A 26,009-nucleotide genomic window follows, 5' to 3' on the forward strand; every position below is an offset into this window, starting at 1 on the left:
ACCGCAGCCCAGCAGAACGGACCGACCGCCATGACCAGCGAGGCGATCCTCACCGTCGAGGCGTACTTCGAAGCCCTCGGCGCCCGCGACATGGAGCGGATCCTCTCCCGCTTCGCTCCCGACGCGACCTGGACGATCCCGGGCGATCCGGCACTGACGCCCTGGGCCGGTCACCGCACCGGGCCGAAGGACATCGAGCAGTCCCTCACCGCGTTCTTCGCAGCCGTCGAGCCGCTCGTGTTCGAGCTGCAGACCATGGTGGAGGCCGACGGACGGGTACTGGTACCGGGCCGGTACGCCTCCCGGTTCCGTCCCTCGGGGCAGGTGCTCGAAAGCGAGATGATCCTGCGTTTCACCGTCGTCGACGGCCTGATCACCGACTACCGCGTGTTCGAGGACTCGCTCGGTATCACGCGTACCTGCCTCGGTGAGCCGCTCACCACCGCTCCCGCCTGACCGCAGGTCTGCCCACACCCGTTCGTCCCCAGTCCGCAGTCCGCCCCACACGGGAGCAACAGTCATGCTCGGTCTCGAACTCGTCGTGCTCCTGGGCGTGGCTCTGCTGCTGGGCCAGGTCATCGCCCAGCGCTTCCGCGTCGCACCACCCGTCGTGCTGCTGGTCGTGGGTGCTCTTCTGGGACTCGTCCCGGCCGCGCGTCAGACTCAACTGCCGCCAGAAGTGGTGCTGTTGCTCTTCCTTCCGGTGTTGCTGTACTGGGAGAGCCTCACCACGTCCATCCGGGAGATCCGTTCCAACCTGCGCGGCATCGTCCTGCTCAGCACGGTCCTGGTGATCCTCACCGCGGGGACCGTGGCCGTCGCCGGGCACGCGCTCGGACTGCCGTGGGGACCGGCCTGGGCGCTGGGCGCGGCGGTGGCTCCCACCGACGCGACAGCGGTCGGCGTCCTGGCCCGCTCCCTGCCGCGCCGTCAGGTCACCGTGCTGCGTGCCGAAAGCCTCGTCAACGACGGCACCGCACTGGTCATCTTCGGCCTGGCGGTCGGTATCACCGTCGGCGAGGAACACCTCACCGTTCCGCACGTGGGCGCGCTGTTCCTCCTGGCCTACGGCGGCGGGGCAGCGGTCGGCGTGCTGGTCGCCTGGATCAACATGAACCTGCGGCGCCGCCTGGACGATCCCCTGCTCGGCAATCTCGTCATGATCCTGGCGCCGTTCACGGCGTTTCTGCTCGCCGAGCTGATCCACGCCTCGGGTGTCCTCGCGGTCGTCGTGAGCGGGCTGATCATGGCCCAGGTGGCTCCCAGCCTCATCCGCGCCGAGCATCGCCGCCAGGCACTGGCCTTCTGGCCACTGCTCACCTTCATCATCAACGGCGCATTGTTCGTCCTGGTCGGAGTGGAACTCCAGTACGCACTCCGCCACTTGGACCGCTCCGACCTCCAGGACGCCCTGATCGCGATCGGCATGGTCAGCGTGGTGCTGGTCATGGTCCGGTTCGCGTTCCTGTTCTCCTCCGCCTACCTGGTCCGCGTACTCGACCGGCGTCCCGAGCAACGACTGCGCAGAATCAGTCACCGGGCCCGCACCGTCAGCGGGTTCGCGGGCTTCCGGGGCGCGGTGTCGCTCGCCGTGGCGCTCTCGGTGCCGGAGACCCTCGACTCGGGTGAGCCGTTCCCCGACCGTGCCTTCATCGTCTTCGTCACCTCCGGCGTCATCGTGGTCACTCTCGTGGTGCAGGGACTGCTGCTGCCGGGCGTGGTGCGCTGGGCCCGGCTGCCGCGCGACACGTCCGTCGACGAGGAGCAGGTCCTCGCCGAGACAAAGGCGACCGAGGAAGCCATCACAGCACTGCCGCAACTCGCTGCCGAACTGGGCACCACCCCGAAAGTCATGGAGTGGCTGAGCCAGGAGTACGAGGCCCACCTGGCGACCGTACGGGCCAAGGACGCGGGCACCGACGACGATCCCGCCCTGCTCCACAACCGCCACTACACCGACCTCCGCCTCGCCCTCATCGCCCACAGACGCGCAACCGTCGTCCGCCTGCGCGACGAGGGACAGATCGACGACACCGTGCTGCGCCGGCTCCAGGCCGCGCTGGACAACGAAGAGGTGCGGCTGGCCGGACGCGAGCAGGTGGAGTGAGCCGAGCCCGACACCCGCCTTCACACAAGCCCCCCGGAAGGGATCCCTGTCATGTCCTCCGGCCTGATCGACGTCCACGCCCACCTCCTGCCCGACTTCTACGTCCAGCAGGCGACAACGGCGGGCCACGCTCACCCCGATGGCATGGGCGGCTGGCCGTCGTGGTCCGTGGAAGCCCACCTGGACCTGATGGACCGCAACGGCATCGAGACCGCGATGCTGTCCATGTCCTCCCCCGGCGTACACTTCGGCGACGACAAGGCGGCCCGCCTCCTCGCCCGGCGCGTCAACGAGTACGCCGCCGAACTGACCCGCGAACACCCCTGCCGCTTCGGCAACTTCGCGTCGCTTCCCCTGCCGGACGTGGACGGCTCGTTGGAGGAGATCGCATTCGCCTTCGACGAACTCGGCACCGACGGCGTGGCCTTGCTTACGCACACGCACGGTGTGTACCTGGGTGACCAGCGCCTCGACCCGGTCTTCGCGGAACTCGACCGGCGGCGGGCCGTGGTCTTCCTGCACCCCACCTCACCGGTGTGCTGGGAACAGTCCGCACTCGGCAGACCGCGGCCGATGGTCGAGTACATCTTCGACACGGCCCGTACCGTCACGGACCTGGTGATGGCGGGTGTCCTGACGCGACATCAGAACATGCAGGTGATCGTTCCGCACTGCGGTGGCGCGGTTCCCGTCCTGGCCGACCGCATCAACGAGTTCATGAGGCTGTTCCTGCCTTCGGAGAATTCGGCCTCCCTCGATGCCGTGCAGCAACTACGGGGCCTGTACTACGACATGGCGGGCACGGCGTTCCCACGTCAGGTCCCCGCGCTGCTGAAGCTCGTCGATCCGGACCGCGTACTGTTCGGCAGCGACTACTGCTGGACGCCTCCCCCGCTGGCCGACGCCCACATCGCGGCGATCGACGCGGCCGAGTCACCGGCAGAGGGGACCACGTGGCGTTCCCTGACGACGGCAAACGCCCAGCGCCTGTTCCCGCGGACGGCGCGGTGAAGGAGGAAGAATGCACACGCGAACACTCGGGCGAAACCTCCGAGTCTCCGCCATCGGTCTCGGCGCAATGGGAATGTCCCAGAGCTACGGCCCGAACCCCGGTGATCGAAGCGACATGATCGCCGTGCTCCGTGGGGCCGTGGACCGCGGGGTCACGTTTTTCGACACCGCGGAGGTGTACGGCCCCTATGTCAACGAGGAACTCGTCGGAGAGGCCCTTGCTCCGGTACGTGACCAAGTGGTGATCGCCACGAAGTTCGGATTCCGCATCGAGAACGGTGCGTCAGTCGGACTCAACAGCCGGCCCGAGCAGATCCGTGCCGTCGCCACGGCCTCCCTCGAACGGCTCGGGGTCGAGACGATCGACCTGTTCTATCAGCACCGCGTTGATCCACAGGTGCCGATCGAAGACGTCGCCGGCGCGGTGGGCGAGCTTGTGCAGGAGGGCAAGGTCCGCTGCTTCGGGCTCTCGGAGGCCAGTGCGGAGACCATCCGCCGTGCTCACTCGGTCCATCCGGTCACGGCAGTGCAGAGCGAGTACTCGCTGTGGACCCGAGATCCCGAGTCACAGGTCCTGCCGACGTGCGCGGCGCTCGGAATCGGATTCGTGCCCTTCAGCCCGCTCGGCAAGGGGTTCCTGACCGGGGCGGTGGACGCTTCGACGTCGTTCGCGGCCGGCGACGTCCGAACAACCATTCCACGGTTCACGGCCGAGAATCGAGCGGCCAACCAGGCTCTCGTCGAGCACATTGCAACGCTCGCGCAGGCCAAGGACGCCACACCGGGGCAGGTCGCCCTTGCCTGGCTGCTTGCACAGCATCCGTCGATCGTTCCGATTCCCGGAACGCGGCGCATCGCGCGTATCGAGGAGAACACCGGCGCCGCCCAACTGCCGCTCTCCGCCGACGAACTGTCGGACCTCAATGAACTCGCCGGCCGGGTCGGAGTACAGGGAGACCGCTACAACGAGCACCACATGTCGCTGCTCGACAAGTAGCCAGACGAACGGAAGCAAGCTGCGGGCGGGCACACCGGTTTCGGTGACAGCACCCGTTCGCAGCCATTTCCGCCGGTAGCGAGCCGCACACCAATGAAAGTCGTGATCGGGCCCATCGCGGATGGGATGGCTTCCACCTCACGGAAGCCGTCCCACGCGTACGGGCACGGTACCCCCGAGTACACGCTGCCGACGCCACCCAACCCTGCGGACCAGGCTCAGTCCTTGTCAGAAACGGCGGGCGGGTATGCGGGGGCGTCAATGCCCCAGGACGTGACCCAGTCGGGTACTACCTCGACCCACTTCGGACCGAACCCCGGCCCCAGCACCTCGCCACCCTCCGTGTGCAGGACCGCCGTCCCCTTGATGAGGATCCCGCGCGGCTGCCACGTCTGCTCATCCGCCACGTCGTCGACCACGAGTGCCGCCTGCGGGTTGACCTCGAGGTGACGGACGTACAGCCGCTCCTGGCCACGCCCTTCGAGCAAGCGCCCCCGATCTTGATCACCTCGTGCTCGGGATCGGTGTGGTACCCGATGGGCACCACATGCGGCTTACCGGACCTACCCGCCAGCAACTCCTTCAAGGACTGGTCACAGGCATCTCGCTGGCGGCTTACCCAACCGCACGTCCGGTTCTGAGGGGCCGGGACATAGTCGGCCGGCGCGTCGAACTCACCGTAACTGTCCTGGGCGACCTGTTGCCCGTCACAACAACTACTGGAAGCTGACCTGGCAATGATTGTGACCTTATGCACTGTTTGCGGATGGAGGAACCTACGAACTTGAGAATTCGCTGAGTATTCGGCGCGCACATTCGTATCTGAGGATGCGCTTCCCCCATGCCGGAAGTCCTGCCGGCTCCGGAGATGTCCTTGAGAGGCCTGATGAGACGCAACACGCGAAGAAGATCGAAGACTGCCCGCCGGGCAGTAGGTGCGGCGGCCGCACTGGCCATAGGGGCCGGTGGACTGGTGGCGGTCAACCTCTACGCCTCGGCCGACGAAACCAGCGCGTCGAAGGGCTCTGCCCAGAACCAGGCGCTCGCGGCCGGCACCTCCACCATCGACTGCCCCGACGTCGGCCAGCAGTTGAAATCAGTGCCCGCCAAGGCGAAGGCCCAGGTCGACAAGGAGCTGGCACTCCTCGACAAGCAGATATCCGAGGCATACCAGCGCCTTTCCACCTCCCAGAAGGCGATTCAGCAGGACCCCAACTTCGCCCAGAACGCGATCGTGGGTCCGCTGAAGGACAAGCGGAAGGCGACGATCGACCGGATCGCCATCGCCATCGGCCGTGTGGCAGCCAAGCCGCAGGGCCTCGACGCATTGGCGGCCTGCACGCTGCGCGCCACCGGCAACCAGCCCGCCGCCGGTCAGGGTGGCAACAACACCAACGCCGGAGGGAGCGGCAACGGCCCCGTCGCCGCCGACTTCGTGGACATCACCAAGGTGAAGTCCAACGTGCGCACGCCGGCCAAGTCGGCGAAGGCTTCAAAAGGCGTCTTCGTCAGCAAGTGCGGAGTGAACGCCAACAAGCTGTACAACAGCGACAACGTCATCGTCGCGCCCGGTGTCACCAACGGCGCACACCACCTGCACGATTACATCGGCAACCAGGACAACGACGCTTTCTCGAGCGACCAGGACTTCGCCAAGGCCGGGACCAGCTGCCAGAACAGGGGCGACAAGTCGTCCTACTACTGGCCGGTGCTGCGCCTGCAGGACGGCACCAAGGAGTTCGACGCCGACAAGCAGGGCGGCGGTGCCGAGGGCAACACGGGCCGGATTCTGACGGCCAAGAAGGCCACCTTGAACTTCGTGGGCAGCCCCCGCGGCAAGGTGGTGGCGATGCCCAAGTTCCTGCGCATCATCACCGGTGACGCCAAGGCGTTCGTCAACGGCACGGCCAACGCCAACGCCTCCTGGAGCTGCACCGGCTTCGAGAACAAGGTGCAGTTGAAGGACAAGTACCCCCTCTGCCCGTCAGGCAGCGACGTGGTGCGCACCTTCAAGTTCCAGAGCTGCTGGGACGGCACGAACATCGACAGCGCCAACCACCGTACGCACGTGGCCTTCGCTGACGCGGGCGGCAACTGCCCGACCGGCTTCAAAGCCATTCCCCAGTTGGTGCAGCGTCTGGTGTACGACGTGGACGCGCCCAGCGTCAAGGACAACGGCAAGACCCGTCCGTTCTTCTCGTTGGACAGCTTCCCCGAGCAGGCGCACAAGCCGGTCACCGACCACGGTGACTTCATCAACGTCTTCGACCCGAAGCTGATGAACAAGGCCGTCCAGTGCATCAACACCGGACGTAAGTGCAGCTGAGTCCGAGTACCGGGCGGTGGGCGTCGCGCTGACGACGCCCACCGCCATGAACGGAATGCTGGTGGGACCGCCACGTCCGAGGCGTCAAGCGGGCAGCGCACCATCGACATGTTGCGTTCCTCAGTCGCACCGAAGGACAACCACCACCTCCAGCGTGGCATCGGCCAAGCTCGTCTCGATGGCGTTGCGGCCCTCGATCACCCCTCCGAGGGCGACCGTCACCGCAGAGGCCCTGGGTGGCCGCCCTTGGGGCCCGAGTCAGGGGAAACGCGCTGGTCGCGGCAGGCATGACGGACGTGGTGGTCGCACGGGTCGCACGGGACTGGAGGTGTCGGCCCTTCCTCCGTCTCCGGGAGGCGATCCTCATGCGTACCACCGCCGACCGCGGCCGCGCCCGCCGATGGTGCGGCTGCCGAAACGCCCACCGCCGCCAGCTCGGAGCACACTGCCTCTCCTGCTCACCGACGGTCACCACGGGGCGTGGACCTTCGCCGTCGACATCCCGCCCCGGCCCCTACGCCTCTCTTGGGCGCGGCACCCTCGAGTGGGCCCACGGCGCCAGACTCCCACCGTGGCCCCCGTCGTTGCGGATGCCGGTGGCGAACTCCTGCAGCACCTGCTGCCGGTGAGTTGGGCAGGCGCCGGGGAGTTCCGAGGCGGTGGTACGAGCGCCGGGTCAGGGCCTCAGCCCGGCGCGGACTCCTCACGCGCCCGGCCTCACCCCCAGGGCCGCGCCATCGACGGCTGAAGCCGACGCTCAGACCAGGGATACCGCCTCTGCCACCGCGCTCAGTGCCCAGTGATCACTTTCACCATCACCACGCCCGAGCCGATCGCCGCGTCCGTCAGCCCCGCCACGCACGAAGGCAGTACTCCGCCGCCCATCCGCCGCCCGCCCGCGAAGCCCCAGACCGCCATCGAGGCGACGTCCACGCCGACCGCGATCCACAGCGCGGTGGACAAATCGAGGGCGCCGGCCGCCGACAGGGCAATCATCAGAAGTGGGCCCACGGCGCAGCTGAGCAACGGACTGCTGACGAACAGCAGGCGCCCTACCTCGCGGCGGTTGGCCAACCGTTGGTGAACGACGCGGTGGGCCTGCATGTCGGCCACCAACGTCGCCAGCCACAAGCCCACCGCGGTGCCCATGACGTACAGCGCCGCCGTGCTGTGCCGGGTATGCGCGTTCTGTGCCAGGCCGACCATCACGGCGAGCATGGTGATCACCGCGTAGATCCGTTCCTTGAGCCGCTCGCCCAGGGCTTCGAGTTTCTGGGGAGAAGGTTCCGAGGAGCCGGAGGACGACGGTTGTTCATCGCCGAGATCGGACATGCCGGAACCGTACCGGAAGGACATTGCGGCCGCGCGGGTGGTGCCCAGGCGGTGGGGTCAGGCACATGAGACAGCTGAACTGGACGTAGCAGTCGGCTTCGTGTGCGGCGGACGGATATCGCCGATCGCGGAGGGGAGGCTCTGGCAGTTGAACCACACGACCCATTCCGCAGTGGCGAGTTCGACGTGACGTCAGGAATCCAGGGGGAGGCCCCCCAACTCCGGCCCGGTCGTGATGCACACGGGCACACCAACGCGCGCGGGCACGGACGCGGTCACGGCCGTGAAAGCGCCATCAGCGCGGACACTCCGGGCCACGCCCCGCCCTATGGGCCACTGCACGGTCGGCCATCGCACGGCCTCATGCCCTGGGTCCGTGGCGCACAGGAGGCAGCGAGGTCACCGCGTTGCGACAGCGTCACCTAATTGTTATGGCGGATAACAAATAGCGCCTCCCGCACTCTGGCGCACGGGTTCCGGAGCGCCGTAAGTTCCCGCTCACAACATTCAGCCGGGCGGATCACCCGACACCCGGCAATTCGTCCGAGAGCGCGCTTCTCGCCTTCCTTCTCACCACCCTCGTACGTCCGGTCGTCCGGCCGTAACACCAGAAAGGACCCTGCCCATGCGCAAGGGACTCCTCCTCACCGCCGCCTCGGTGGCACTGGTCAGCTCGCTCACCGCCTGTGGCGACGACTCGTCGAGCGGCAGTGACACCGGCTCCGACGCCAAGCCGAAGATCGGTGTGATCCTCCCGGACAGCAAGTCCTCGGCCCGCTGGGAGACCGCGGACCGCAAGTACCTCTCCGAGGCGTTCAAGGCGGCGGGCGTCGAGTACGACATCCAGAACGCGCAGGGCGACAAGCAGGAGTTCCAGACCATCGCGGACCAGATGATCACCAGCGGCGTGAACGTCCTGGTGATCGTGAACCTGGACAGCGGCACGGGCAAGGCGGTTCTGGACAAGGCCAAGGCGCAGGGCGTCGCCACGATCGACTACGACCGGCTCACCCTCGGCGGCTCCGCCCAGTACTACGTGAGCTTCGACAACACCGCGGTCGGCAAGCTGCAGGGCGAGGGCCTCAGCAAGTGCCTGAGCGACATGAAAGCCAAGAAGCCCATCGTCGCCACGCTCAACGGCTCCCCGACGGACAACAACGCCACTCTCTTCGCCGAGGGCTACAACGGCGTCCTCGACCCGAAGTACAAGTCGGGCGACTACGTGAAGGGCCCGGACCAGTCCGTCCCGGACTGGGACAACGCCCAGGCCGGCACCATCTTCGAGCAGATGCTCACCAGCGAGCCCAAGGTTGGCGGCGTGCTCGCCGCCAACGACGGTCTCGGCAACGCGGCCATCGCCGTCCTGCGCAAGCAGAACCGCAACGGCGAGGTCCCGGTCACCGGCCAGGACGCCACCGTGCAGGGCCTGCAGAACATCCTCGCGGGCGACCAGTGCATGACCGTCTACAAGGCGGTCAAGAAGGAGGCCGACGCCACGGCCAAGCTCGCCATCTCCCTCGCCAAGGGCGAGAAGGGCGAGACGAACGCGACCGTCGAGGACCCCGAGGGCAAGCGCAAGGTCCCGTCCGTGCTGGAGACGCCGGTGGCCATCTACAAGGACAACGTCAAGGACGTCGTGGACGACGGCTTCGTCACCAAGGAAGAGCTGTGCACGGGCAAGTACGCCGCCCTGTGCACCAAGGCCGGCATCCAGTAACCCTGACCGGCCGGCCGGACCGTCACACCTGGTCCGGCCGGCCCGACCGCGGGCCCCGGGGCTCCCACCCCCCGGGGCCCGCGACCTCACGACCGTAAGGAGCCGTCTCACATGACAGCGACCCCGATCCTTCGACTGCGCGGGATCGACAAGAGCTTCGGCGCCGTGCAAGTACTGCACGACGTGTCCTTCGACGTCCACCCGGGGGAGGTGACCGCCCTCGTCGGAGACAACGGCGCAGGCAAGTCCACCCTGGTCAAGTGCATCGGCGGGATCCACCCGTTCGACGGCGGTGAGTACTGGTTCGAAAATGAGCAGGTCCAGGTGCACAGCCCGCGTGACGCGGCGGCGATGGGCGTCGAGATCGTGTACCAGGACCTGGCGCTCTGCGACAACCTCGACATCGTGCAGAACATGTTCCTCGGCCGCGAGAAGCGCCGGGGACTCGTCCTGGACGACGCGACGATGGAGGAGATGGCCGCCCAGACTCTCGAAGGGCTGTCGGTCCGCACCGTCAAGTCCATCCGCCAGCAGGTCTCCAGTCTCTCCGGCGGCCAGCGGCAGACCGTGGCCATCGCCAAGGCCGTGCTGTGGAACAGCAAGGTCGTCATCCTGGACGAGCCGACCGCCGCGCTCGGTGTCGCCCAGACGGCGCAGGTCCTCGAACTGGTCCGGCGGCTGGCCGACAACGGTCTCGCCGTGGTCCTGATCTCGCACAACATGAACGACGTCTTCGCGGTGTCCGACCGGATCGCCGCCCTCTACCTGGGCCGGATGGCCGCACAGGTCAGCACGTCGGACGTGACGCACTCCCAGATCGTCGAACTCATCACCTCAGGCCGCAGCGGGGACCTCGGCCTCGCCCACAGCAACGGAGCCACCGCATGACCGCCGCAGTCGCCCCCGAGAAGCCGGAGCTGCCACGCGGCCCCGGTACGTCGAAGAAGAACGGAGCGGCCGGGACCGCGAGTATGCGCTCGGTCGCCCGGAACTACGTCGACCGGGTACGGGGCGGCGAGTTGGGCGCCCTCCCCGCCGTACTCGGCCTGATCGTCCTGTGCGTGTTCTTCGCCGCCCTGCGCCCGGTCTTCCTGTCCGAGCTGAACTTCGCCAACCTGCTGACCCAGGGCGCGGGCAGCATCGCCATCGCCATGGGCCTGGTCTTCGTCCTCCTCCTCGGCGAGATCGACCTGTCCGCGGGGTACGCCAGCGGGGTCTGTGCCGCCGTCCTGGCCATCCTGCTCACCGACCACGGATGGCCCTGGTACGGCGCGGCCGGCGCGGCGATCCTCACCGGCACGGTCATCGGCCTGCTGCTCGGCGTGCTGGTGGCGAAGATCGGCATCCCCTCCTTCGTGGTCACCCTGGCCGCCTTCCTCGGGTTCCAGGGCATCGTGCTGATGCTGCTGAAGGAAGGCACCAACATCTCCATCCGGGACCAGACGATCCTGGCCGTCGCCAACAACAACCTCTCCCCCGCGCTGGGTTGGGTACTGCTCGCCGTCAGTGTCGGGGCGTACGCGGCGATCCAGCTCCGGCAGAACCGCAACCGCCGGCGGCGCGGGCTCGCCACCGCTCCCTTCACCCTGCTCGCAGTCAGGATCGGCGGCCTGGCGGTGCTCGGTGCGATCGCCGTCCACCTGCTCAACCAGGAGCGCAGCCGCAACGTCATCGTCGACTCGCTCAAGGGCGTGCCGATCGTGGTGCCGGTCATCGCCGTCCTGCTCGTCGCCGGTACGTTCCTGCTCCAGCGCACCTCGTTCGGCCTGCACATCTACGCGGTGGGCGGTAACGCCGAGGCGGCTCGCCGGGCCGGCATCAACGTGGCGGCCATCCGGATCTCCGCGTTCGTCATCTGCTCGTCCCTGGCCGCGGTCGGCGGCATCATCGCCGCGTCCCGTGGCAACTCGGTCGACCCCAACACCGGTGGCAGCAACGTGCTGCTGCTGGCGGTCGGCGCCGCCGTGATCGGCGGGACGAGCCTGTTCGGCGGGCGCGGCAGGGTCGTTGACGCCGTGCTCGGCGGCATGGTGGTCGCGGTCATCCAGAACGGGATGGGCCTCATGGGGTACAGCTCAGGGGTCAAGTACGCTGTCACGGGTTCGGTTCTGCTGGTGGCCGCAGGCGTGGATGCGCTGTCCCGTCGCCGGGCCGTACAACGATGAGGTCTGGGGCTCCATGAAAGCCGGTCCCTCGCAGGAGGAGATCCGCCGGCACAACCTCGGCACCCTGCTCCGGCACGTGCACATCGGCGGGTCCATGTCGCGGGCCGTCCTGGCCGAGCGCATGGGACTCAACCGCAGCACCATCCTGGGGCTGGTGAGCGAGCTGGGCTCGGCCGGCCTGGTCCGTGAGGAACTGCCCCGTGAGACCGGCAGGGCCGGCCGGCCGTCCCTGGTCGTACGGCCCGAGTCCGACCGCGTGTACGTCCTCGCCTTCGACGTGGGCGTGGACCGGCTGGCCGCCGCGCGCATCGGCCTGGGCGGGGTCTTCCTCGACCACCGGGAGATCCCCGTGCTTCCCGGCCGTGGCGACGCCGGCAAGGTGGCCGAGGTCCTCGCCGGGGCCGCGCTGGAAATGGTGGGCACGGCACGGCACGGCACCTACTGCGTCGGCGTGGCCGCCGCCGTCCGCGGGATGGTGCGCCGACCCGACGGCCTCGTCCGCGCCGCCCCCTATCTCGGCTGGGAGGACGAGGAGTTCGGCGAGGACCTCATGCGCCGGCTGGGCCTCGGCCTTCCCGTCTCGGTGGGTAACGAAGCCAGTCTCGGTGCGCTCGCGGAACACCTGCGCGGTGCCGGGACCGGCTGCCAGGACCTCGTGTACCTGCATGGCGACATCGGCATCGGCGGCGGTGTCATCACCGGTGGCCAACTGCTGGGCGGCGACAGCGGATACGGCGGCGAGATCGGGCACATGGTCGTCAACCCGCGAAATGGCAGGACCTGTGGCTGCGGAGCGCGCGGCTGCCTCGAAGCCGAGGCGGGGGAGCGCGCCCTGCTGGAGACCGCGCGGCGCGACCCGTCGGCCACCGGCCGGGAAGCCGTACGCGCCGTCGTCGAAGCGGCCGACCGCGGCGACATCACCGCCCGCGCCGCCCTCCACGACGTCGGCGACTGGCTCGGCATCGGCGTCGCCAACCTGGTCAATGTGCTCAACCCGCGCACGGTCATCTTCGGCGGGACGCTCCGCGAGGTGTTCCTCGGCTCGGCCGCCCAGATCCGCAGCCGTATCAACCGCCTTGCCCTCAAGGCCTCCCGCGAGAACCTGCGGCTGCGAGTGGGGGAACTCGGCGACGACGCGGTGCTCATCGGAGCCGCCGAACTCGCCTTCTCCGAGATCCTGGTCGGCCCTCTGGAGACGCTGGCCCGCGCCGGTGCATAGCCAGTACTGCGACGCGAACGGCACGAAGGCCGGACCGCGGCGCTCACCCCGGATCGCGTCCATGACATTCACCACCGCCGGCGAGGCGATCCAGCGCCCGGCGGCCTGGTGACCTGGCGACCCGCTCGACGGCCAGGTGCAGCTTGGTGGTCAGATGCAGCTTGGTGGTCAGGCCGCTGCGGCAGCGACCGAGTCCGTGGTCATCCGCCTCGACGGTGATCCCGCCGGGCGGCTCCGCTTGCAGATCCTTCCTTTCCCTCGCTCCGGTGGCGTGCTGGTGGGCCCGGCAGACCGTGGAATCGATGTTGAGGTTGCCGCCTGAGGCGGTCGCCGCGCCCGGTATTCACCCTGGTCGCGGCGGACGAAACCCGGTCCTGCTTGCCCGATTCACGCCGCCTCGCCCGCGTGACAGGATCCCCGGCCACCGTTTCCGGCTCGACCGGTTGATGTCCGCGGCCTACGTGAGCGCCCCGGCAGATGCTGTCCCGGTCAGGAGTGACTCGGATGCGCCGACTGTTGTAGAAGCCGTCGCAGTACTCGAGCGTTGCGAGACTCGCCCCCGGCCCAGGTGGTGAAGGTGCGGCCGCAGATGCACGCACGCCTGTCAACTGCGGGCACCGGGCACGTCGATGAACGGTGCTCGATCAAGCACCGTCGGGGCCTGCCGGCGCTCGCTATTCGGCTCCGGCCTCAAATCGAGCGGCCCGGGCAGGGCGGGCGTGGTGGTCGCATGTGGTCGCACGAGACTTGAGGTGTCGGCCCTTCCTCCGCCTCTGGGAGGCGATTCTCATGCGTACCACCGCCGGCCGCGGCCGCGTCTACCGCAGGTGCGGCTGCCGAGACACCCACCGCCGCCGGCTCGGAGCGCACTCCCCCAGAATGCGCTCGGCACTACGTCGAAGACCTGAACAACCACACTGCGCCGTACGGCGCAGTCAAAGCTGTATGCCGCCCGCTGCACCACTGCCGGGGCCACCAAGGGAGCCGGATGCGGAGGTACCCGCCTCGTGCGCGCTCGGTGGCGCGCCGAGCATGGCCTTCGGGCCGCTCGGGCGGACGTACACTCGGCACATGAGTCGCACACGTGCCGTGAGGGACAGCCTGCAGCAGGCTGCCTGTCGGCTGTGCCCGGCTGCCGTGGGATCGGCTGCCGTGGGCCCGGCGACCGCAGCTGACAATGAGGCGCCCGAGAGTGGCCGTATCGCGCTGCACGGCCACGGCTAGCGATTCTCCGCGCCCTCACCGGGGCGGGGCCCTGGCCTCGCTCGGCTCGCTGTTCTTGTAAACACACCGCAGGCAACACCGCAGGACTGCTGCTGCCGGCCTGAGCCGCCGCATCCGGTTCTGATCGGACGCGTCCGCGACACCTGCACACCCGCTCAACGGCACCACCGCAGCTTCCGGCGCACCGCCGGGCTGCCGCCTGGCGACGGCCCGACGACGGCCCGAGCCACCTTCGAAGGGATCACTGTGAAGCTGAGCGAGTTGCTGGCCGGGCAGGAGCACCACGTTCTGCAGGGCGACCCGGCGAGGACGTGGATCACCGCGGGAACCACCTTCGACGCCGACCGGGTGATGCCGGGTTCGCTGTTCATCGCCGTGCCCGGCCACCGTGAAGGCGGCCCCGACTCGGTGGCACCTGCCCTCGCATGCGGCGCGGCGGCGGTACTCGTCGGCGCCGCGACGCCGGCGCTTGCGGCGTCGGTGTGGGCGTCGGCACCGGAGGTGTGCGTCGTACGGGTGCCGGACACCCGGACAGCGGCCGCGGTCGTCGCCTCCCGCTATTTCGGTGAGCCGGGGCGGCAGATGGACATGGTGGCGATCACCGGTACCAACGGCAAGACGTCGGTGTCGTACATGGTCGAGTCGGTCCTGCGGATCTCCGAGGGCGCGAAGGTGGGGGTCATCGGGACCGCCGGCAGCCGGATCGGCGACGAGCTGATCCCGATGCCGAGGTCGGTGCTGACCACGCCGGAGTCGCCGGACCTGCAGTACCTGCTGGGGTGCATGCGAGACCGCGGAGTCGGCAGCGCGGTACTGGAAGCCACGTCCATGGCGCTGCTGACACACCGGGTGGACCGTACGTTCATCGACGTCGGCGTGTTCACCAACCTGACACAGGATCACCTGGACGATCACGGAACGATGGCGAACTACCGGGACGCCAAGCTGCGTCTGTTCCAGGGCTTGTGCAGGCGCGCTGTGGTCAACGCCGACGACCCGGTGGGCGCCGGGATCCAGGCGATGATGCCGGGCGCGGTGACCACGTACGCCCTGGACGCCGAGGCGGACTACCGGGCCACCGACCTCTCCGTGGACGCCTCCGGCACGCGTTTCATCCTGCACCACGACGGCCGCAAGTATCCGGCGGCGATCCCCGTCCCGGGCCGCTTTTCGGTGGCCAACGCGCTGGCCACCGTGGCGGCCTGCCACCTTCTGGGCCACGATCTGGGCAGGCTGGTCGCCGCCCTCGACCGGATGCCTGCGATCCCGGGTCGGTTCGAGCGCTTCCAGACGCCGCGCGGCACGTCGGTGATCGTGGACTACGCCCACTCACCGGACTCCCTGGACAAGGTCCTCACCACCATCCGCGACTTCGCACGCGGCCAGGTCATCACCGTCTTCGGCTGCGGCGGGGACCGGGACACCACCAAGCGGACGGACATGGGCAGGATCGCCGGAACCCACTCCGACCTGTGCGTCCTCACCTCGGACAACCCCCGCAACGAAGACCCGCAGGCCATCCTGGACCAGATCGCCCCCGGCATCGCGGCGACCGGCACACCGTTCGAACGGTTCACCGACCGCCGCCAGGCCGTCGCCTTCGCTCTCTCCGCCGCGGGCCAGGACGACATCGTCCTGATCGCCGGCAAGGGCAGCGAGCCCCATCAGATCATCGGCGACAAACTGCTCCCCTTCAGCGACATGGCAACCGTGCTCGAACTCACCCGGGCATAGCGGGCCCTGCCGCCTCAAACGCGGACCGCCCGCGCCGCACTCGGCCCGAAAGCGCACTCGCCGGTCCCTACTGCCCTTACCGCGGAAGTGCACCGATTCGGTGGTCAGATCGCTGTCCTCCAGCATCAGCTTGCCGAAGACAGGCGCGCCCCTGAAATGCGGTACAGCCGGATGATCGCCTGCGTCCCACCTGGTACTACTCCCTCTGGAACCTCACGTCCCAGTCTCCAGGTGTCCACGATCAAGGGGAAGCTTCACGACGAACGATCGTAGGTCGCTCCGCCGACCACTCCCATCCATTTTCCGTTGCATCCTGGTGGCCACAGAGCTCAACCGAGGCAGCCCTCTGGGCGCTCCCACACTTCGGCGCATGCCGCTCGCGCTGGATGACCATGGCGCTTCCGTCCGACAGCCATCCGACCGCATCTGCCCCTTGATCGTCGGCCCCGCCCGCCCGCCTGACGTCAGTCCATCCGTCCTGCGGCACAAGCAGGCCACGACGTCTTCGAACCCGTCACCGAAGAACAGGCACATGGCCAGGACGAAGTACACCACCGCCCAGGCCGGGAGCAGGCGCACACGTTTCTCACGGCGCCCGGCCCTGTCCACGACCTCGTCGACCAGTCCTCTGGGGACCAGTTCGTGAACACCTCGATCGCCACGTGATCAGTCAACCTGCCATCAGCTACGGCTCGTTGACGCTGCGAACCCCACCCGCCATATCCAACAGCCCAGTCCGCCCGGCCCCGCCGACTGAGCGGCATTGCCATCAGACCCGGAGCACTTCAAGGTGTCCAGGGCGGAGTCCTGCCATCCCGCAGAGAACCCTTCGCCCCACGGGGCCGCACCCATGAACGCCCGTCCGGCCGGCCCGAGGACGACCGGATACAGTGCGCGAGACGGCAGCCTGCTCAGGGAGCGAAAGCGTGACCGACACCAGCGACACCCGACCCGCCGACAGCGAGGTGCAAGCTCCGCGACAGAGCCGACTGCACCGCCTGATGCGCTACATCCCCCTGATCGCCCCCGTCCTGCTGTGGGCCGTGCCCTGCTGGGTGCTCCTGCACGCCGGCCAGCACTGGCCGCTGCCCGTCACGCTGGTCGGCACCGCCCTGTTCGCCCTCGGCCTCGTTGGTATGCCGCTCGCGATGGCGCGCGGCCGTCGGCGCCAGCAGAACCGGGCGGCGATCGTCGGTGACACCCTGCTGGGCGCCAGCTGGGTTCTGTTCACCTGGTCCGTTCTGCTCGGCGTCCTCTTGCGGTTCGCCCTGACCGTGGTCGGCGTCGGCGAGAGTCAGGACCGGGCCCGAATCGTCACTTGGGCCGTCCTCGGAATCACCGCCGTACTGCTCGCCTGGGGGTACGCCGAGGCCCGCCGCGTGCCACGCGTGCGCCGCCTCGACGTACAACTCCCGCGGCTGGGCGCCGGGTTGGACGGAATCCGCGTCGTCCTCATCACCGACACCCACTACGGCCCGCTCGATCGCGCTCGCTGGTCGGCACGAGTGTGCGAGACGGTGAACACGCTGGAAGCCGACCTGGTCTGCCACACCGGCGACATCGCGGACGGCACGGCCGAACGCCGCCGCGCCCAGGCCGCCCCACTCGCTACCGTGCAGGCCACCCGGGCCCGGGTCTACGTCACCGGCAACCACGAGTACTACAGCGAGGCCCAGGGCTGGGTCGACCTGATGGACGAACTGGGCTGGGAGCCTCTGCGCAACCGCCATCTGCTGCTCGAACGCGATGGCGACACCCTCGTGGTCGCCGGCGTGGATGACGTCACCGCCGAGTCCTCCGGCCTGGCAGGCCACGGCGCCCACCTCGCCGGAGCCTTGAACGGCGCCGACCCCGACCACCCTGTCCTGCTCCTGGCACACCAGCCCAAGTTCGTCGACCTGGCGGCAGCCGGCGGCGTCGACCTCCAACTCTCCGGCCACACCCACGGTGGCCAGATCTGGCCCTTCCACCACCTGGTCCGCATCGACCAGCCCGCCCTCGCCGGCCTCAGTCACCACGGCACCCGCACCCTCCTCTACACCAGCCGCGGCACCGGCTTCTGGGGCCCGCCGTTCCGCGTCTTCGCCCCCAGCGAGATCACCCTGCTCGTGCTCCGCTCCCCGCACCTGCCCACCTCGCCGTAGCAGCAGGAGTTCATCCGCAACCACCAGGTCCGCTACCGTGACCGGCTCATACTCACCGCCTGATCGACAGCACCCTCGTCAGATCTGCACCCAAGTGAGACAACTCGGGCTACTGGCACCTACAGGGTCACCGGCATTCGACTCGCTGACCACCAGATCCGAGTCCGGCGGTCCGGCCGGACGGCGCCGCGGCTACCACCTTCACATGAGGAACGGGCGCGTCTTGCCAGGAGTCCCGCCGAAACGGCTCCGAAAGACCCGGGTGAAGTGAGCCTGGCTGGCGAAGCCCCAGCGATGGGCGACATCGGCGATCGTCAGATGGCGTGAGCCGGGATCGGCGAGCGCCTGCCGGGCCTTGTCCAGCCGCTGTTCGAGAATGTGGCGGGAGGGGCTCACCCCGGTCGGCTGGAAGATACGGCTGAGGTGCCGGGCCGACACTCCGATCGCCTCGGCGACCCGCCCTGCGCTCAGTCCGGGGTCGGCCAGGTGCCGGTCTATGTAGTCCTTGGCCACGGCCAGCTGGGAGAGTGCGGCAGGCGGCGCGGAACCACCATCCAGCCTCGGTGCGGCCAGCGTACGGACGAGGTCCAGCACAGTGTCCTGGGTGCTGATCGAGTCATCGCTCTCCTGCCCCGTGACCCAGCCGGCCAGTACCGCCTGCAGCGCAGAAGCCAGCGCACCCTCGACCGCCGACCCCCTGCCGAGCAGCATCGGCGCCGACACGTCGCCGGAGGCGCACCGCGTGGCGAACACCTCGCGGGGGATGTCCACCAACAGCTGGCGCATGGGAGAGGGGAACCCGAACAGGTACGACCGGCGCGTCTCGTAGAGGATCAAGTCGCCCGTCTGCAGGGTGAGGCAGCCGCCCTCGTGGAAGAACACCCCGTGGCCCGCTGTCATCAACGAGACGAAGACCGAGTCCTTCGGCAGCGCCTGACACGTCCGCGGGGTCCGTTCGATGACGTGTTGGTTGCCGGAGATCTCGGCCAGTCGCAGATCACCCAGCTCGATGTTCGTCTCCGTGGCCAGCAGACCCTGCTCCGAGTAGGAAGAACAGGTCAAGCCCACCAGGGCCCGTCGGTTGTGTTCCTCCCAGAAGTCGATGCGGTCCGCAGGATCGACCGACTGCGTGGACACACGGGAGACGATGGGTACGGTCACCTGAGTCTCCTTTCCGACCCCTACATCCGACAACGGTGTGGTTTGGGGGCCGGTATACCGGGGCGACAACAAGTCGAGGCCGCGCCTTGGTGAGTACAGCCACCGGCAGGAGAGTGAGCGAACTGGGCCGTGCCGCCTGCTCTGACGTGAGGGCCGTCGGCGGCGCCTGCCTCTCTCGCCGGCCTTGAGCGTACTCCGGTGCCTCACTCGCGTCACGGGTCGCAGCCAGAAGCCCGGCCTTCGAACCAGTGCGGCCGGGCGAAAGCGGTCCAGAGAGGGCGCGCCGTACTCCGGCGAACCGGATGATTCAGACGGTCAGGTAGCCGCCGTCGACCGGGAGCACCGCGCCGTTGACGTAGGAGGCGGCGGGCGAGCACAGGAAGGCGATCACTGACGCGATCTCCCGCGGCCGGCCCAACCGTCCGAGCGGGACTCGCGCGAGCACCGCTTGCGCGGCGTCAGGGTCGTCGAGCAGACCGCGGGCAAGCGGAGTGGTGACGAAGCCCGGTGCCACCGCGTTCACACGGATGCCGTCCGCGGCGTACTCGGCAGCCAGGGACCGGGTCAGCTGGGAGACGCCGCCCTTGCTGGCGCTGTAGGCCGGCCTGTCTCGGCTGCCGAAGAAACCGAACATCGACGAGACGGTGACGATGCTGCCGCCCCGGCGGGCGAGCAGCGGGCGTGCCGCCTGGCACGCGACCATGGCCGAGGTGAGGTTGACCTCCAGCACCTGGTCCCACCATCCGAGGTCGTATTCGTCGCGGTCCCGGCTGACGCCGGCGCAGGCGACGAGGTGGTCGATGCGGTCGTAAGCCTCGATCCGGCCGACGAGGCCGTCCCGGTCCGTGACGTCCTGCTCCACGATGTCGACTCGCTTGTGGCGGGGCAGCTCGTCGGCGTCGGCCGGCGGCAGTCCGAGGGCGTGCACCTCGGCTCCGAGTTCGGCGAGCAGGTCGGCGGTGGCCGCGCCGATGCCGGAGGTGCCTCCGGTCACCAGGACGCACTGGCCGGCGAAGGGGTCGGGGGTGAGTCCGGTGGTCATCTCTGTCTTTCCGTTCGGTCGGCGGGTGGGTGGGGGACTGCTGCCCCGGTACGGTGTGCCGTTGGGTCGACGAGGATCTTGACCTGGTTTCCCGGGCCGCCCAGCAGCGCCTCGAATCCATGGGAGACGAGGTCGTCGAGGACGATGGTCGAGGTGACGACCGGTGTCAGGTCCAGGTGCTGTTCCGCGACGAGCCGGATGAGTTCCGGATATGTGTCGCGGTAGCCGACGCTGGCGACGATCGACTGTTCGTTGTTGACCAGTGCGAAGGCGTCCAGGGATACCTCCTGGGCCAGGCCGACGAGAACGATCCGACCGCCGCGCCGGGTCGCGGCCAGGCAGGTGCGCAGGGCGATCTCGGATCCGACCACCTCGAACGCGGCATCGACGCCCTCACCGCCGGTCAGCTCATGGATCCGCTCCCCGGCGTCTTCTCGGCCGGCGTCGATCAGGTCGGTGGCGCCGAGGCCGGCCGCGAGTTCCAGGCGGCCCGGGGACACATCGACGGCGAGGATCCGCCGCACCCCGCGTTCCCCGGCGAGCAGGACGGTGAGCAGGCCGACCGCTCCCAGGCCGACGACGGCCACTGTCTCCGGTGTGGTTCCGGCGCGCCGCAGTGCGTGCAGGGCGACCGAGGCCGGTTCGAAGAGCGCGGCCTGCTCCAGCGACACGGTCTCGGGGAGGCGGTGCGCCATGTAGGCGGGGATGGCGGCGTACTCGGCCATGCCGCCGTTCCCCATCAGCCCGGCGAACCCGAAGTGCCGGCAGATGTTGTACTCGCCGGCCCGGCACCGTGGGCATGCCCCGCACCGGTAGTTCGGCTCGACCGCCACTCGGTCGCCGATGGCCAGGCCGGTCACCGACGGCCCGAGGGCCGCCACCGTCCCGCAGAACTCGTGACCGAGGACGAGCGGAGCTGTGGCACCGGAGGCCGGATGCGGCTCGGCGACCGGGATCGCGTGCGGCCCGTCGGCGTACTCGTGCAGGTCGCTGCCGCATATGCCGCAGTAGGCCACCTCGACGAGCACCTCGCCGCGCAGGGGTGCTGGAACGCCGACCTCGGCAATGCGGACGTCCCTGGCTCCGTACCAGACAGCGGCCTTCATACGGTGCCCCGTATCGGACTGCGCTCTCATTGGACCGGGGTCACCGGAAGAGCGAGTTGACGTAGTCGGCGCCGATGCCGACCTTCTCGTAGTGGCTGCGGCACAGCTCGATGTAGTCGTGGACGTCGAAGTAGCCGACGGTTTCGCCGTTCTCGTCCAGCCAGATCAACGGACCCTTGACGATGAAGAACGCCTTCATCGGCTCGTCGCTCTCGTAGGCCACCAATGTGTGTCCCTCGCCCGGCGCCTCGTAGATGAAGTCACCGGCTTGCGCCGTCCAGGGCCGCTCCAGGTAACCCCACTTGCCGGAGATCGTGTAGGCGAACACCTCGTGCGGGTGGTAGTGCCGGTTGACGAGTCCGGCCTCCTTGGCGTACAGGATGTCTGCCCAGGAGTTGTCCTTGACGTTGATCCACAGCGGGCGCGATCCGACGGTCTCGCTGAGCGGTGCGTAATACCGGTCGTCGTCGGTGGCCACCTGGGACAGATAGACCTCCGGCTGCGCGTCAGGCTTGACCGAATTCGTGATCGGCTTGAGGCCCTTCCAGAATTCGGACCTGGCTTCCTCGGACACGTTTCGGCTCCATTTCGTCGGGGTGGCCGACAGTGAACCCCGAGAGCCGAGGACAGGTCTTTCCCTTGGGAGACATCGTGGATTGCCTGTTTGGGACATGCCCGCGCCGCACGCGTAGCCCTGTCGCCGATCCGGCTGGGGCTGAGCGTGACGCACCGGAGGGTGCGCCATCTCTGCTTGAGCTCGGTGGCTGCACGCTCGCCGAGAGCCCGGACACGCCGCAGCAGGGTGTTGAACATGCGGGTGTCGACGTGCCTCCCGCAGCACGGCGGCTCATTCGTACCGGGCGTCCCGGGCACGGCGGGCGGACACGCCTACGTCTTCCACCGACGCCCGCCCCACGGTGGCGAGTTCCTTGCCTGTGGCCTTCTCAACGGCGGGAAATTCGCGGTCGCCGCCGGGCGTCCGGTCGTAGGCGGTGTGGATGTGGCCGGGCCATGCGGTGGCAGCCGGGGCGAGCAGGCATATCCGGTCGGTCACTGCGACTCCTCGTTGAGTCGGTGCGAGTCGCTTCGAGTCCGAAAGGAGGTCGTTCAGCGGGCGGCGGACACGTCGTCCATGTCGGCCACGGTGGCCTCCACGCGCACGGCCGCCTGCTGCATGCCGTGCAGTTCGCCGGGCGTGAGGTCCCACTCGACGACCCGGCGCGCCCCGTCGCGGCCCAGCTCCACGGGCACACCGAGACTCGCCCCGTGCACGCCGTACTCACCGTCCAGGACGACCGACGCGGGCAGGACGGTCCCGCTGTCGGTCGCAATGGCTTCGATCAGTCGCGCGGTGCCCAGGCCAGTGGTCCAGGTGGAGGTACGGCCCGAGTCGAGCGCCACATGCCGGGCGTACCAGTTGTCGGCGTACTCCTCGGCTGCTGCCCGCTGTTCGGTGGTGAGGACGACGGGCTCGCCGCCGACGGTGATCCGGCTGTAGAGCGGGACCTGGCCCTCGCCGTGCTCGCCGATCATCCAGGCTTCGACGTTCCTGGGGTGGACGCCCAGGGCATACGCGATACCGGTGCGCAGGCGCAGGCTGTCGTTGAGCGTGTAGCCGATCAGCCGGTGCCGAGGCAGCCAGCCCTGCCGGTACACCCAGGTCATGAGCGCGTCCACGGGATTGGTCAGCATCAGTACGACACCGCCGAAGCCGGAATCCTTCAAGGGCCGCAAGCACTGACCGACGATCGCCGCGTTGTCGGCGAGAAAGACCGACCGCGAGGAGTTCAGCCGCAGCGGTACGGCGGCGCTGAGCACGACGACGTCCGCGTCGAGCGTGTCCTCGGGCGTGCCGCCGCGAACGGTGTCGGGCGTCGCGCCGAGCGCGAGCGCGTTCTCCTGGTCCATCACATGGCTGGTGATCATGTTGGGCCTGGTGTCGACCAGGACGATCTCGTACGTGCCCTGAGCGGACAGCAGGTTGAACGCGGCGGACGAGCCGATGCCGCCCGCGCCCCCGATGATGACGACCTTCACCATGTGTCTGTCTCCTACGCACGGAATTCAGGATCGGCCTCGACGGCCACTTCGAGCACCAGCGGCTTCTGCCACCCGGCGAGGTCCGGCAGCACCTTGTCGAGTACGGACAGCAGGGCGGCGTGGCTGTCGACCCGCTCGGCCGGGCAGCCCAGCCCGCGCGCCAGTGCCGACACGCTCAACTCGCCGAACGCCGGCCAGGCGGGGGCGGCCGAGCCCGCGCGTTCCGAGAGGCGGTCCATGATCGCGTATCGGCCGTTGGCCAGGATGACGAACAGCACGCCGGTGCCGTAGTACGCGGCACTCCACAGCGCCTGGACCGAGTACAGCGACGACCCGTCGCCGATGACGGCCACCACCGGCCGCCCGGGATCCGCCATCCGTACGCCGATCGCGGCCGGCATCGCGAAGCCGAGGCCCCCCATGGCGGCGCTGAGAAAGCCGAACGGGGCGCGGGCGGGCAGCAGCGCGTGCAGGTCCGGCCGGCTGGACGGGGTCTCCTCCACGACCGCCGCGTCCGGGGCGAGCCGGTCGGCCAGGGCCGCCAGCACGTGCGCCGCGCGCAACGGCTCGCCGTCGGCGGGCGGGGCAGGCGGTGCCAGCCTCCTCATGGGCGGCCGGGGCGTGCCCGTGGCCGCGGGAAGCGCGACCGCCAGACGCCGCACGGTGTCAGCCGGGTCGGCCAGCACCGCCAGCTCCACCGGGCTGCGGTGGGCCTCCTCCGGGTCGTCGGTGATCACAGCGAGCCGGGTACCGGGTGCTACGAAGGTGCCCTGCTCGTACGGATACTGCCGGAACACCGGTGCCCCCACGGCCAGTACGGCGTCGTGCCCGTCCAGCGCCGCCCGCAGCCCCGACCGGGCCGAGGGCAGGTGCCCGGCGAAGAGCCGGTGATCCTGCGGGAAGCCTGCCCGGGCCCCGAACGACTCCTGCCACACCGGGCAGTCCAGCCGTTCCGCCAGCGCCGTCAGGCTCCCCCACCCCTCCGGCGAATCGTTCCCGGCGCCCGCCACCAGGCACGGTGCGGTGGCCCCGCGCAGCATCTGGGCGAGTGCGTCGACCGCCGGGCCGTCGGCGCTGCGGGTCCCGTGCAGTGCCGCCGGTGCGGCCAGGACCGCAACCGGGTCCGCCTCGGCATGCCAGTCGTCCATCGGTACGACCACCACCGCCGGGCCCCGCCCGTTCCGCGCCTCGTGCCACGCCCGGGCGATCGCACCCGGCACGTCCTGCGCCCGCGCCGGGGTGTGCTGCCACACCGGGTACTCTCCGGCCAGCCCGTCCAACCGCCCGGCCAGGAACGGCTCATGGGCGAGGTGCCGCCGGTCCTGCTGGCCGACGATCACCACCAGCGGCGCCCGGTTCGCCCGCGCGGTCGCCAGCGCGCTCACGGCGTTGCCGTACCCAGCGGTCGTATGCAGCAGCACCAGCGCCGGCCGACCGCTCTTCAGAGCGTATCCGGTGGCCATACCAACCACCGAACCCTCGTGCAGTCCGAGGACGAACTCGATATCGGCTGGCAGGTCGGCGAGGAAGCCGACCTCTGTCGAACCCGGATTGCTGAACAGGGTCGTGAGTCCGTACTGGCGCAGGACCTCAAAGGTCGCGTCCTTGATCGTCTGGGCCGTTCCGGCTGTTGCCACGCGGTCCCCCTTTCGGACTTTCGGAACGCGACGCTAGGCGCGGCCCCCGGGGCCGGACCACAGGCGAGTTCGCTATGCGAGATCCCCGCGAACGCCTTGCCTTCCCCTCAACAATGGGCTCCGCCTCGGGCCGCGGCGTGGTGCGTTCGCGGGGCTGCCCCCTGAACCCGGCACGGGCGTGTGCCCCGGCAAGGCGGAGTGGGCACCTCCCGGCCGAAGGCTGGGGGAGAGTCCGGCGCAGCCGTCCCGAAGCGGGCGAAGCGCCCGCGAGGGCGGCGGCAGAGGAAAGGGTCAGCCGACGCCCGGCAGGACCGCCCCCGTGGACAGAGCCGTGTGCAGACGCCCGGTGATCACCCGAGCGGTGTCGAGGACGGCCTCGATCTCGGCGGGACCGGGGCGTTCGACGGTGAACACGATGGAGACGGATGCGACGGCGTTGCCGGAGGGTGAGACGACAGATGCGGAGAGGGAGCCGAGGCCGAGGACGACCTCGCTGCGGCTGGTGGCGTAGCCGGCGGCGCGGGCCCGGGTGATCTCGGGGCGTTCGTCGTCGCGCGGGGGTTCGGCGGCGAGCATGGCGATGCCGGGAGAGCCGAGGATGAGGGGGTGCCGGTCACCTGGGGTGTAGACGGTGCGGGAGCGGGCGCTCTCCACCTCGACGGAGACGAGAGTGACCGCCTCGTCACCGTCGCGGACGACGAAGAAGGCGGTCAGCCCGACGCGGGCGGCGAGCTTGGCGATCTCAGGTTTGGCGATCCGCTGGAGTACGGGGAGCGTGCGGCGGCCCAGTGACTGGGCGCGCGTGCCGAGCACGTATCCCTGCGGGGTGTGCGCGATCAGGCGGTGGTCCTGGAGGGTGCGCAGCAGGCGGTAGACGATCGACCGGTGCAGCCCCATCCGCTGGCTCAGCTCGGCCAGCGACAGCGGCTCGTGCGACAGCGCGATCAGCTCAAGCAGCCGCAGCCCCCGGTCCAGGGTCTGAACGGAGGGCTTGGGGGCGTCCGGCTCGCCCGGTTCGCTGCCGCTTCCTCGCGCTTCGCCCATAAC

24 protein-coding genes and 1 pseudogene are annotated in these 26,009 nt (G+C 69.2%); 13 read left to right on the top strand and 12 right to left on the bottom strand.

Annotated elements, in window-relative coordinates; translation table 11 throughout:
- Positions 1-30: 30 nt before the first annotated feature.
- From IEZ21_RS26270 to IEZ21_RS26285, 4 genes are all read left to right on the top strand, one after another.
- A complete protein-coding gene (locus tag IEZ21_RS26270; protein WP_189324342.1) occupies positions 31-456 on the top strand; it encodes a nuclear transport factor 2 family protein in 426 nt (141 codons plus the stop codon).
- Between the two features lie 64 nt (positions 457-520).
- The gene (locus IEZ21_RS26275) at positions 521-2,107 is read left to right on the top strand and encodes a Na+/H+ antiporter (protein ID WP_189324343.1); all 1,587 of its coding nucleotides are present in this window, start codon (positions 521-523) and stop codon (positions 2,105-2,107) included.
- A gap of 51 nt (positions 2,108-2,158) precedes the next feature.
- Positions 2,159-3,118, top strand: coding sequence for an amidohydrolase family protein (locus tag IEZ21_RS26280; protein WP_189324344.1), 960 nt, complete (start codon positions 2,159-2,161; stop codon positions 3,116-3,118).
- 10 nt (positions 3,119-3,128) lie between these two features.
- On the top strand, positions 3,129-4,115 hold the full coding sequence (locus IEZ21_RS26285; protein ID WP_189324345.1) for an aldo/keto reductase: 987 nt from the start codon (positions 3,129-3,131) through the stop codon (positions 4,113-4,115).
- Positions 4,116-4,333: 218 nt separating this feature from the next.
- Here IEZ21_RS26285 and IEZ21_RS26290 read toward each other — a convergent pair whose 3' ends face one another.
- Positions 4,334-4,603, bottom strand: coding sequence for a PNPOx family protein (locus IEZ21_RS26290; protein ID WP_189324346.1), 270 nt, complete (start codon positions 4,601-4,603; stop codon positions 4,334-4,336).
- 398 nt (positions 4,604-5,001) lie between these two features.
- Here IEZ21_RS26290 and IEZ21_RS26295 point away from each other — a divergent pair, with 398 nt between their 5' ends.
- Both IEZ21_RS26295 and IEZ21_RS26300 read left to right on the top strand, forming a co-directional pair.
- Positions 5,002-6,441 carry a DUF1996 domain-containing protein gene (locus IEZ21_RS26295; protein ID WP_189324347.1) on the top strand — a complete coding sequence of 480 codons (1,440 nt, stop codon included), beginning with the start codon at positions 5,002-5,004 and terminating at the stop codon, positions 6,439-6,441.
- 571 nt (positions 6,442-7,012) lie between these two features.
- Positions 7,013-7,189, top strand: coding sequence for a hypothetical protein (locus IEZ21_RS26300; RefSeq protein ID WP_189324348.1), 177 nt, complete (start codon positions 7,013-7,015; stop codon positions 7,187-7,189).
- A gap of 41 nt (positions 7,190-7,230) precedes the next feature.
- On the opposite strand, the gene IEZ21_RS26305 is transcribed toward IEZ21_RS26300, so the two are convergent.
- Entirely contained in the window at positions 7,231-7,773 is a 543-nt protein-coding gene (locus IEZ21_RS26305) for a hypothetical protein (RefSeq protein WP_189324349.1), read from the bottom strand.
- Between the two features lie 625 nt (positions 7,774-8,398).
- Here IEZ21_RS26305 and IEZ21_RS26310 point away from each other — a divergent pair.
- The 4 genes from IEZ21_RS26310 (at position 8,399) to IEZ21_RS26325 (ending at position 12,874) form a co-directional block, all read left to right on the top strand.
- Positions 8,399-9,490 carry a sugar ABC transporter substrate-binding protein gene (locus tag IEZ21_RS26310; protein ID WP_189324350.1) on the top strand — a complete coding sequence of 364 codons (1,092 nt, stop codon included), beginning with the start codon at positions 8,399-8,401 and terminating at the stop codon, positions 9,488-9,490.
- Positions 9,491-9,601: 111 nt separating this feature from the next.
- Entirely contained in the window at positions 9,602-10,378 is a 777-nt protein-coding gene (locus IEZ21_RS26315; RefSeq protein ID WP_189324351.1) for an ATP-binding cassette domain-containing protein, read from the top strand.
- Complete coding sequence (locus tag IEZ21_RS26320; RefSeq protein WP_189324352.1) at positions 10,375-11,655, top strand: sugar ABC transporter permease; 1,281 nt, start codon at positions 10,375-10,377, stop codon at positions 11,653-11,655. Before IEZ21_RS26315 ends, IEZ21_RS26320 begins: the two co-directional genes overlap by 4 nt.
- Before the next feature lie 13 nt (positions 11,656-11,668).
- Entirely contained in the window at positions 11,669-12,874 is a 1,206-nt protein-coding gene (locus IEZ21_RS26325) for an ROK family protein (RefSeq protein ID WP_189324353.1), read from the top strand.
- 154 nt (positions 12,875-13,028) lie between these two features.
- On the opposite strand, the pseudogene IEZ21_RS26330 reads toward IEZ21_RS26325, so the two are convergent.
- Positions 13,029-13,184: pseudogene (locus IEZ21_RS26330) on the bottom strand (IS5 family transposase); the annotation flags it as partial.
- A 761-nt stretch (positions 13,185-13,945) separates the two neighbouring features.
- Between IEZ21_RS26330 and IEZ21_RS26335 the strand changes: the two are divergent.
- Together IEZ21_RS26335 and IEZ21_RS26340 are read left to right on the top strand one after the other, a co-directional pair.
- Complete coding sequence (locus IEZ21_RS26335; RefSeq protein ID WP_189324354.1) at positions 13,946-14,098, top strand: hypothetical protein; 153 nt, start codon at positions 13,946-13,948, stop codon at positions 14,096-14,098.
- Positions 14,099-14,344: 246 nt separating this feature from the next.
- Positions 14,345-15,832: a UDP-N-acetylmuramoyl-L-alanyl-D-glutamate--2,6-diaminopimelate ligase gene (locus tag IEZ21_RS26340; RefSeq protein WP_189324355.1), complete on the top strand. Its 1,488-nt coding sequence runs from the start codon at positions 14,345-14,347 to the stop codon at positions 15,830-15,832.
- Between the two features lie 213 nt (positions 15,833-16,045).
- Here IEZ21_RS26340 and IEZ21_RS47840 read toward each other — a convergent pair whose 3' ends face one another.
- Positions 16,046-16,471, bottom strand: coding sequence for a transposase domain-containing protein (locus IEZ21_RS47840; RefSeq protein ID WP_373302303.1), 426 nt, complete (start codon positions 16,469-16,471; stop codon positions 16,046-16,048).
- A 287-nt stretch (positions 16,472-16,758) separates the two neighbouring features.
- On the opposite strand from IEZ21_RS47840, the gene IEZ21_RS26350 reads away from it, so the two are divergent.
- A complete protein-coding gene (locus IEZ21_RS26350; RefSeq protein WP_189324357.1) occupies positions 16,759-17,976 on the top strand; it encodes a metallophosphoesterase in 1,218 nt (405 codons plus the stop codon).
- A gap of 201 nt (positions 17,977-18,177) precedes the next feature.
- Here IEZ21_RS26350 and IEZ21_RS26355 read toward each other — a convergent pair whose 3' ends face one another.
- The 8 genes from IEZ21_RS26355 to IEZ21_RS26390 all read right to left on the bottom strand — a co-directional run bounded on the left by IEZ21_RS26355 (position 18,178) and on the right by IEZ21_RS26390 (position 26,006).
- Positions 18,178-19,137, bottom strand: a complete 960-nt coding sequence (locus tag IEZ21_RS26355; RefSeq protein WP_189324358.1) for a helix-turn-helix domain-containing protein — start codon at positions 19,135-19,137, stop codon at positions 18,178-18,180.
- A 307-nt stretch (positions 19,138-19,444) separates the two neighbouring features.
- Positions 19,445-20,179, bottom strand: coding sequence for an SDR family NAD(P)-dependent oxidoreductase (locus tag IEZ21_RS26360; protein ID WP_189324359.1), 735 nt, complete (start codon positions 20,177-20,179; stop codon positions 19,445-19,447).
- On the bottom strand, positions 20,176-21,285 hold the full coding sequence (locus IEZ21_RS26365) for a 2,3-butanediol dehydrogenase (RefSeq protein ID WP_189324360.1): 1,110 nt from the start codon (positions 21,283-21,285) through the stop codon (positions 20,176-20,178). Before IEZ21_RS26365 ends, IEZ21_RS26360 begins: the two co-directional genes overlap by 4 nt.
- Positions 21,286-21,325: 40 nt before the next feature.
- Positions 21,326-21,859, bottom strand: a complete 534-nt coding sequence (locus IEZ21_RS26370; protein ID WP_189324361.1) for a 2,4'-dihydroxyacetophenone dioxygenase family protein — start codon at positions 21,857-21,859, stop codon at positions 21,326-21,328.
- A 273-nt stretch (positions 21,860-22,132) separates the two neighbouring features.
- Positions 22,133-22,339, bottom strand: coding sequence for a hypothetical protein (locus IEZ21_RS26375; protein ID WP_189324362.1), 207 nt, complete (start codon positions 22,337-22,339; stop codon positions 22,133-22,135).
- Positions 22,340-22,392: 53 nt separating this feature from the next.
- Complete coding sequence (locus IEZ21_RS26380; protein ID WP_189324363.1) at positions 22,393-23,325, bottom strand: malate dehydrogenase; 933 nt, start codon at positions 23,323-23,325, stop codon at positions 22,393-22,395.
- An 11-nt stretch (positions 23,326-23,336) separates the two neighbouring features.
- A complete protein-coding gene (locus tag IEZ21_RS26385) occupies positions 23,337-24,962 on the bottom strand; it encodes a thiamine pyrophosphate-dependent enzyme (RefSeq protein WP_189324364.1) in 1,626 nt (541 codons plus the stop codon).
- 291 nt (positions 24,963-25,253) lie between these two features.
- Complete coding sequence (locus tag IEZ21_RS26390; RefSeq protein ID WP_189324365.1) at positions 25,254-26,006, bottom strand: IclR family transcriptional regulator; 753 nt, start codon at positions 26,004-26,006, stop codon at positions 25,254-25,256.
- Between the last annotated feature and the right edge of the window lie 3 nt (positions 26,007-26,009).

Origin of the sequence: Streptomyces flaveus, from assembly GCF_014647675.1 — a bacterium.
Lineage (GTDB): Bacteria > Actinomycetota > Actinomycetes > Streptomycetales > Streptomycetaceae > Streptomyces > Streptomyces flaveus.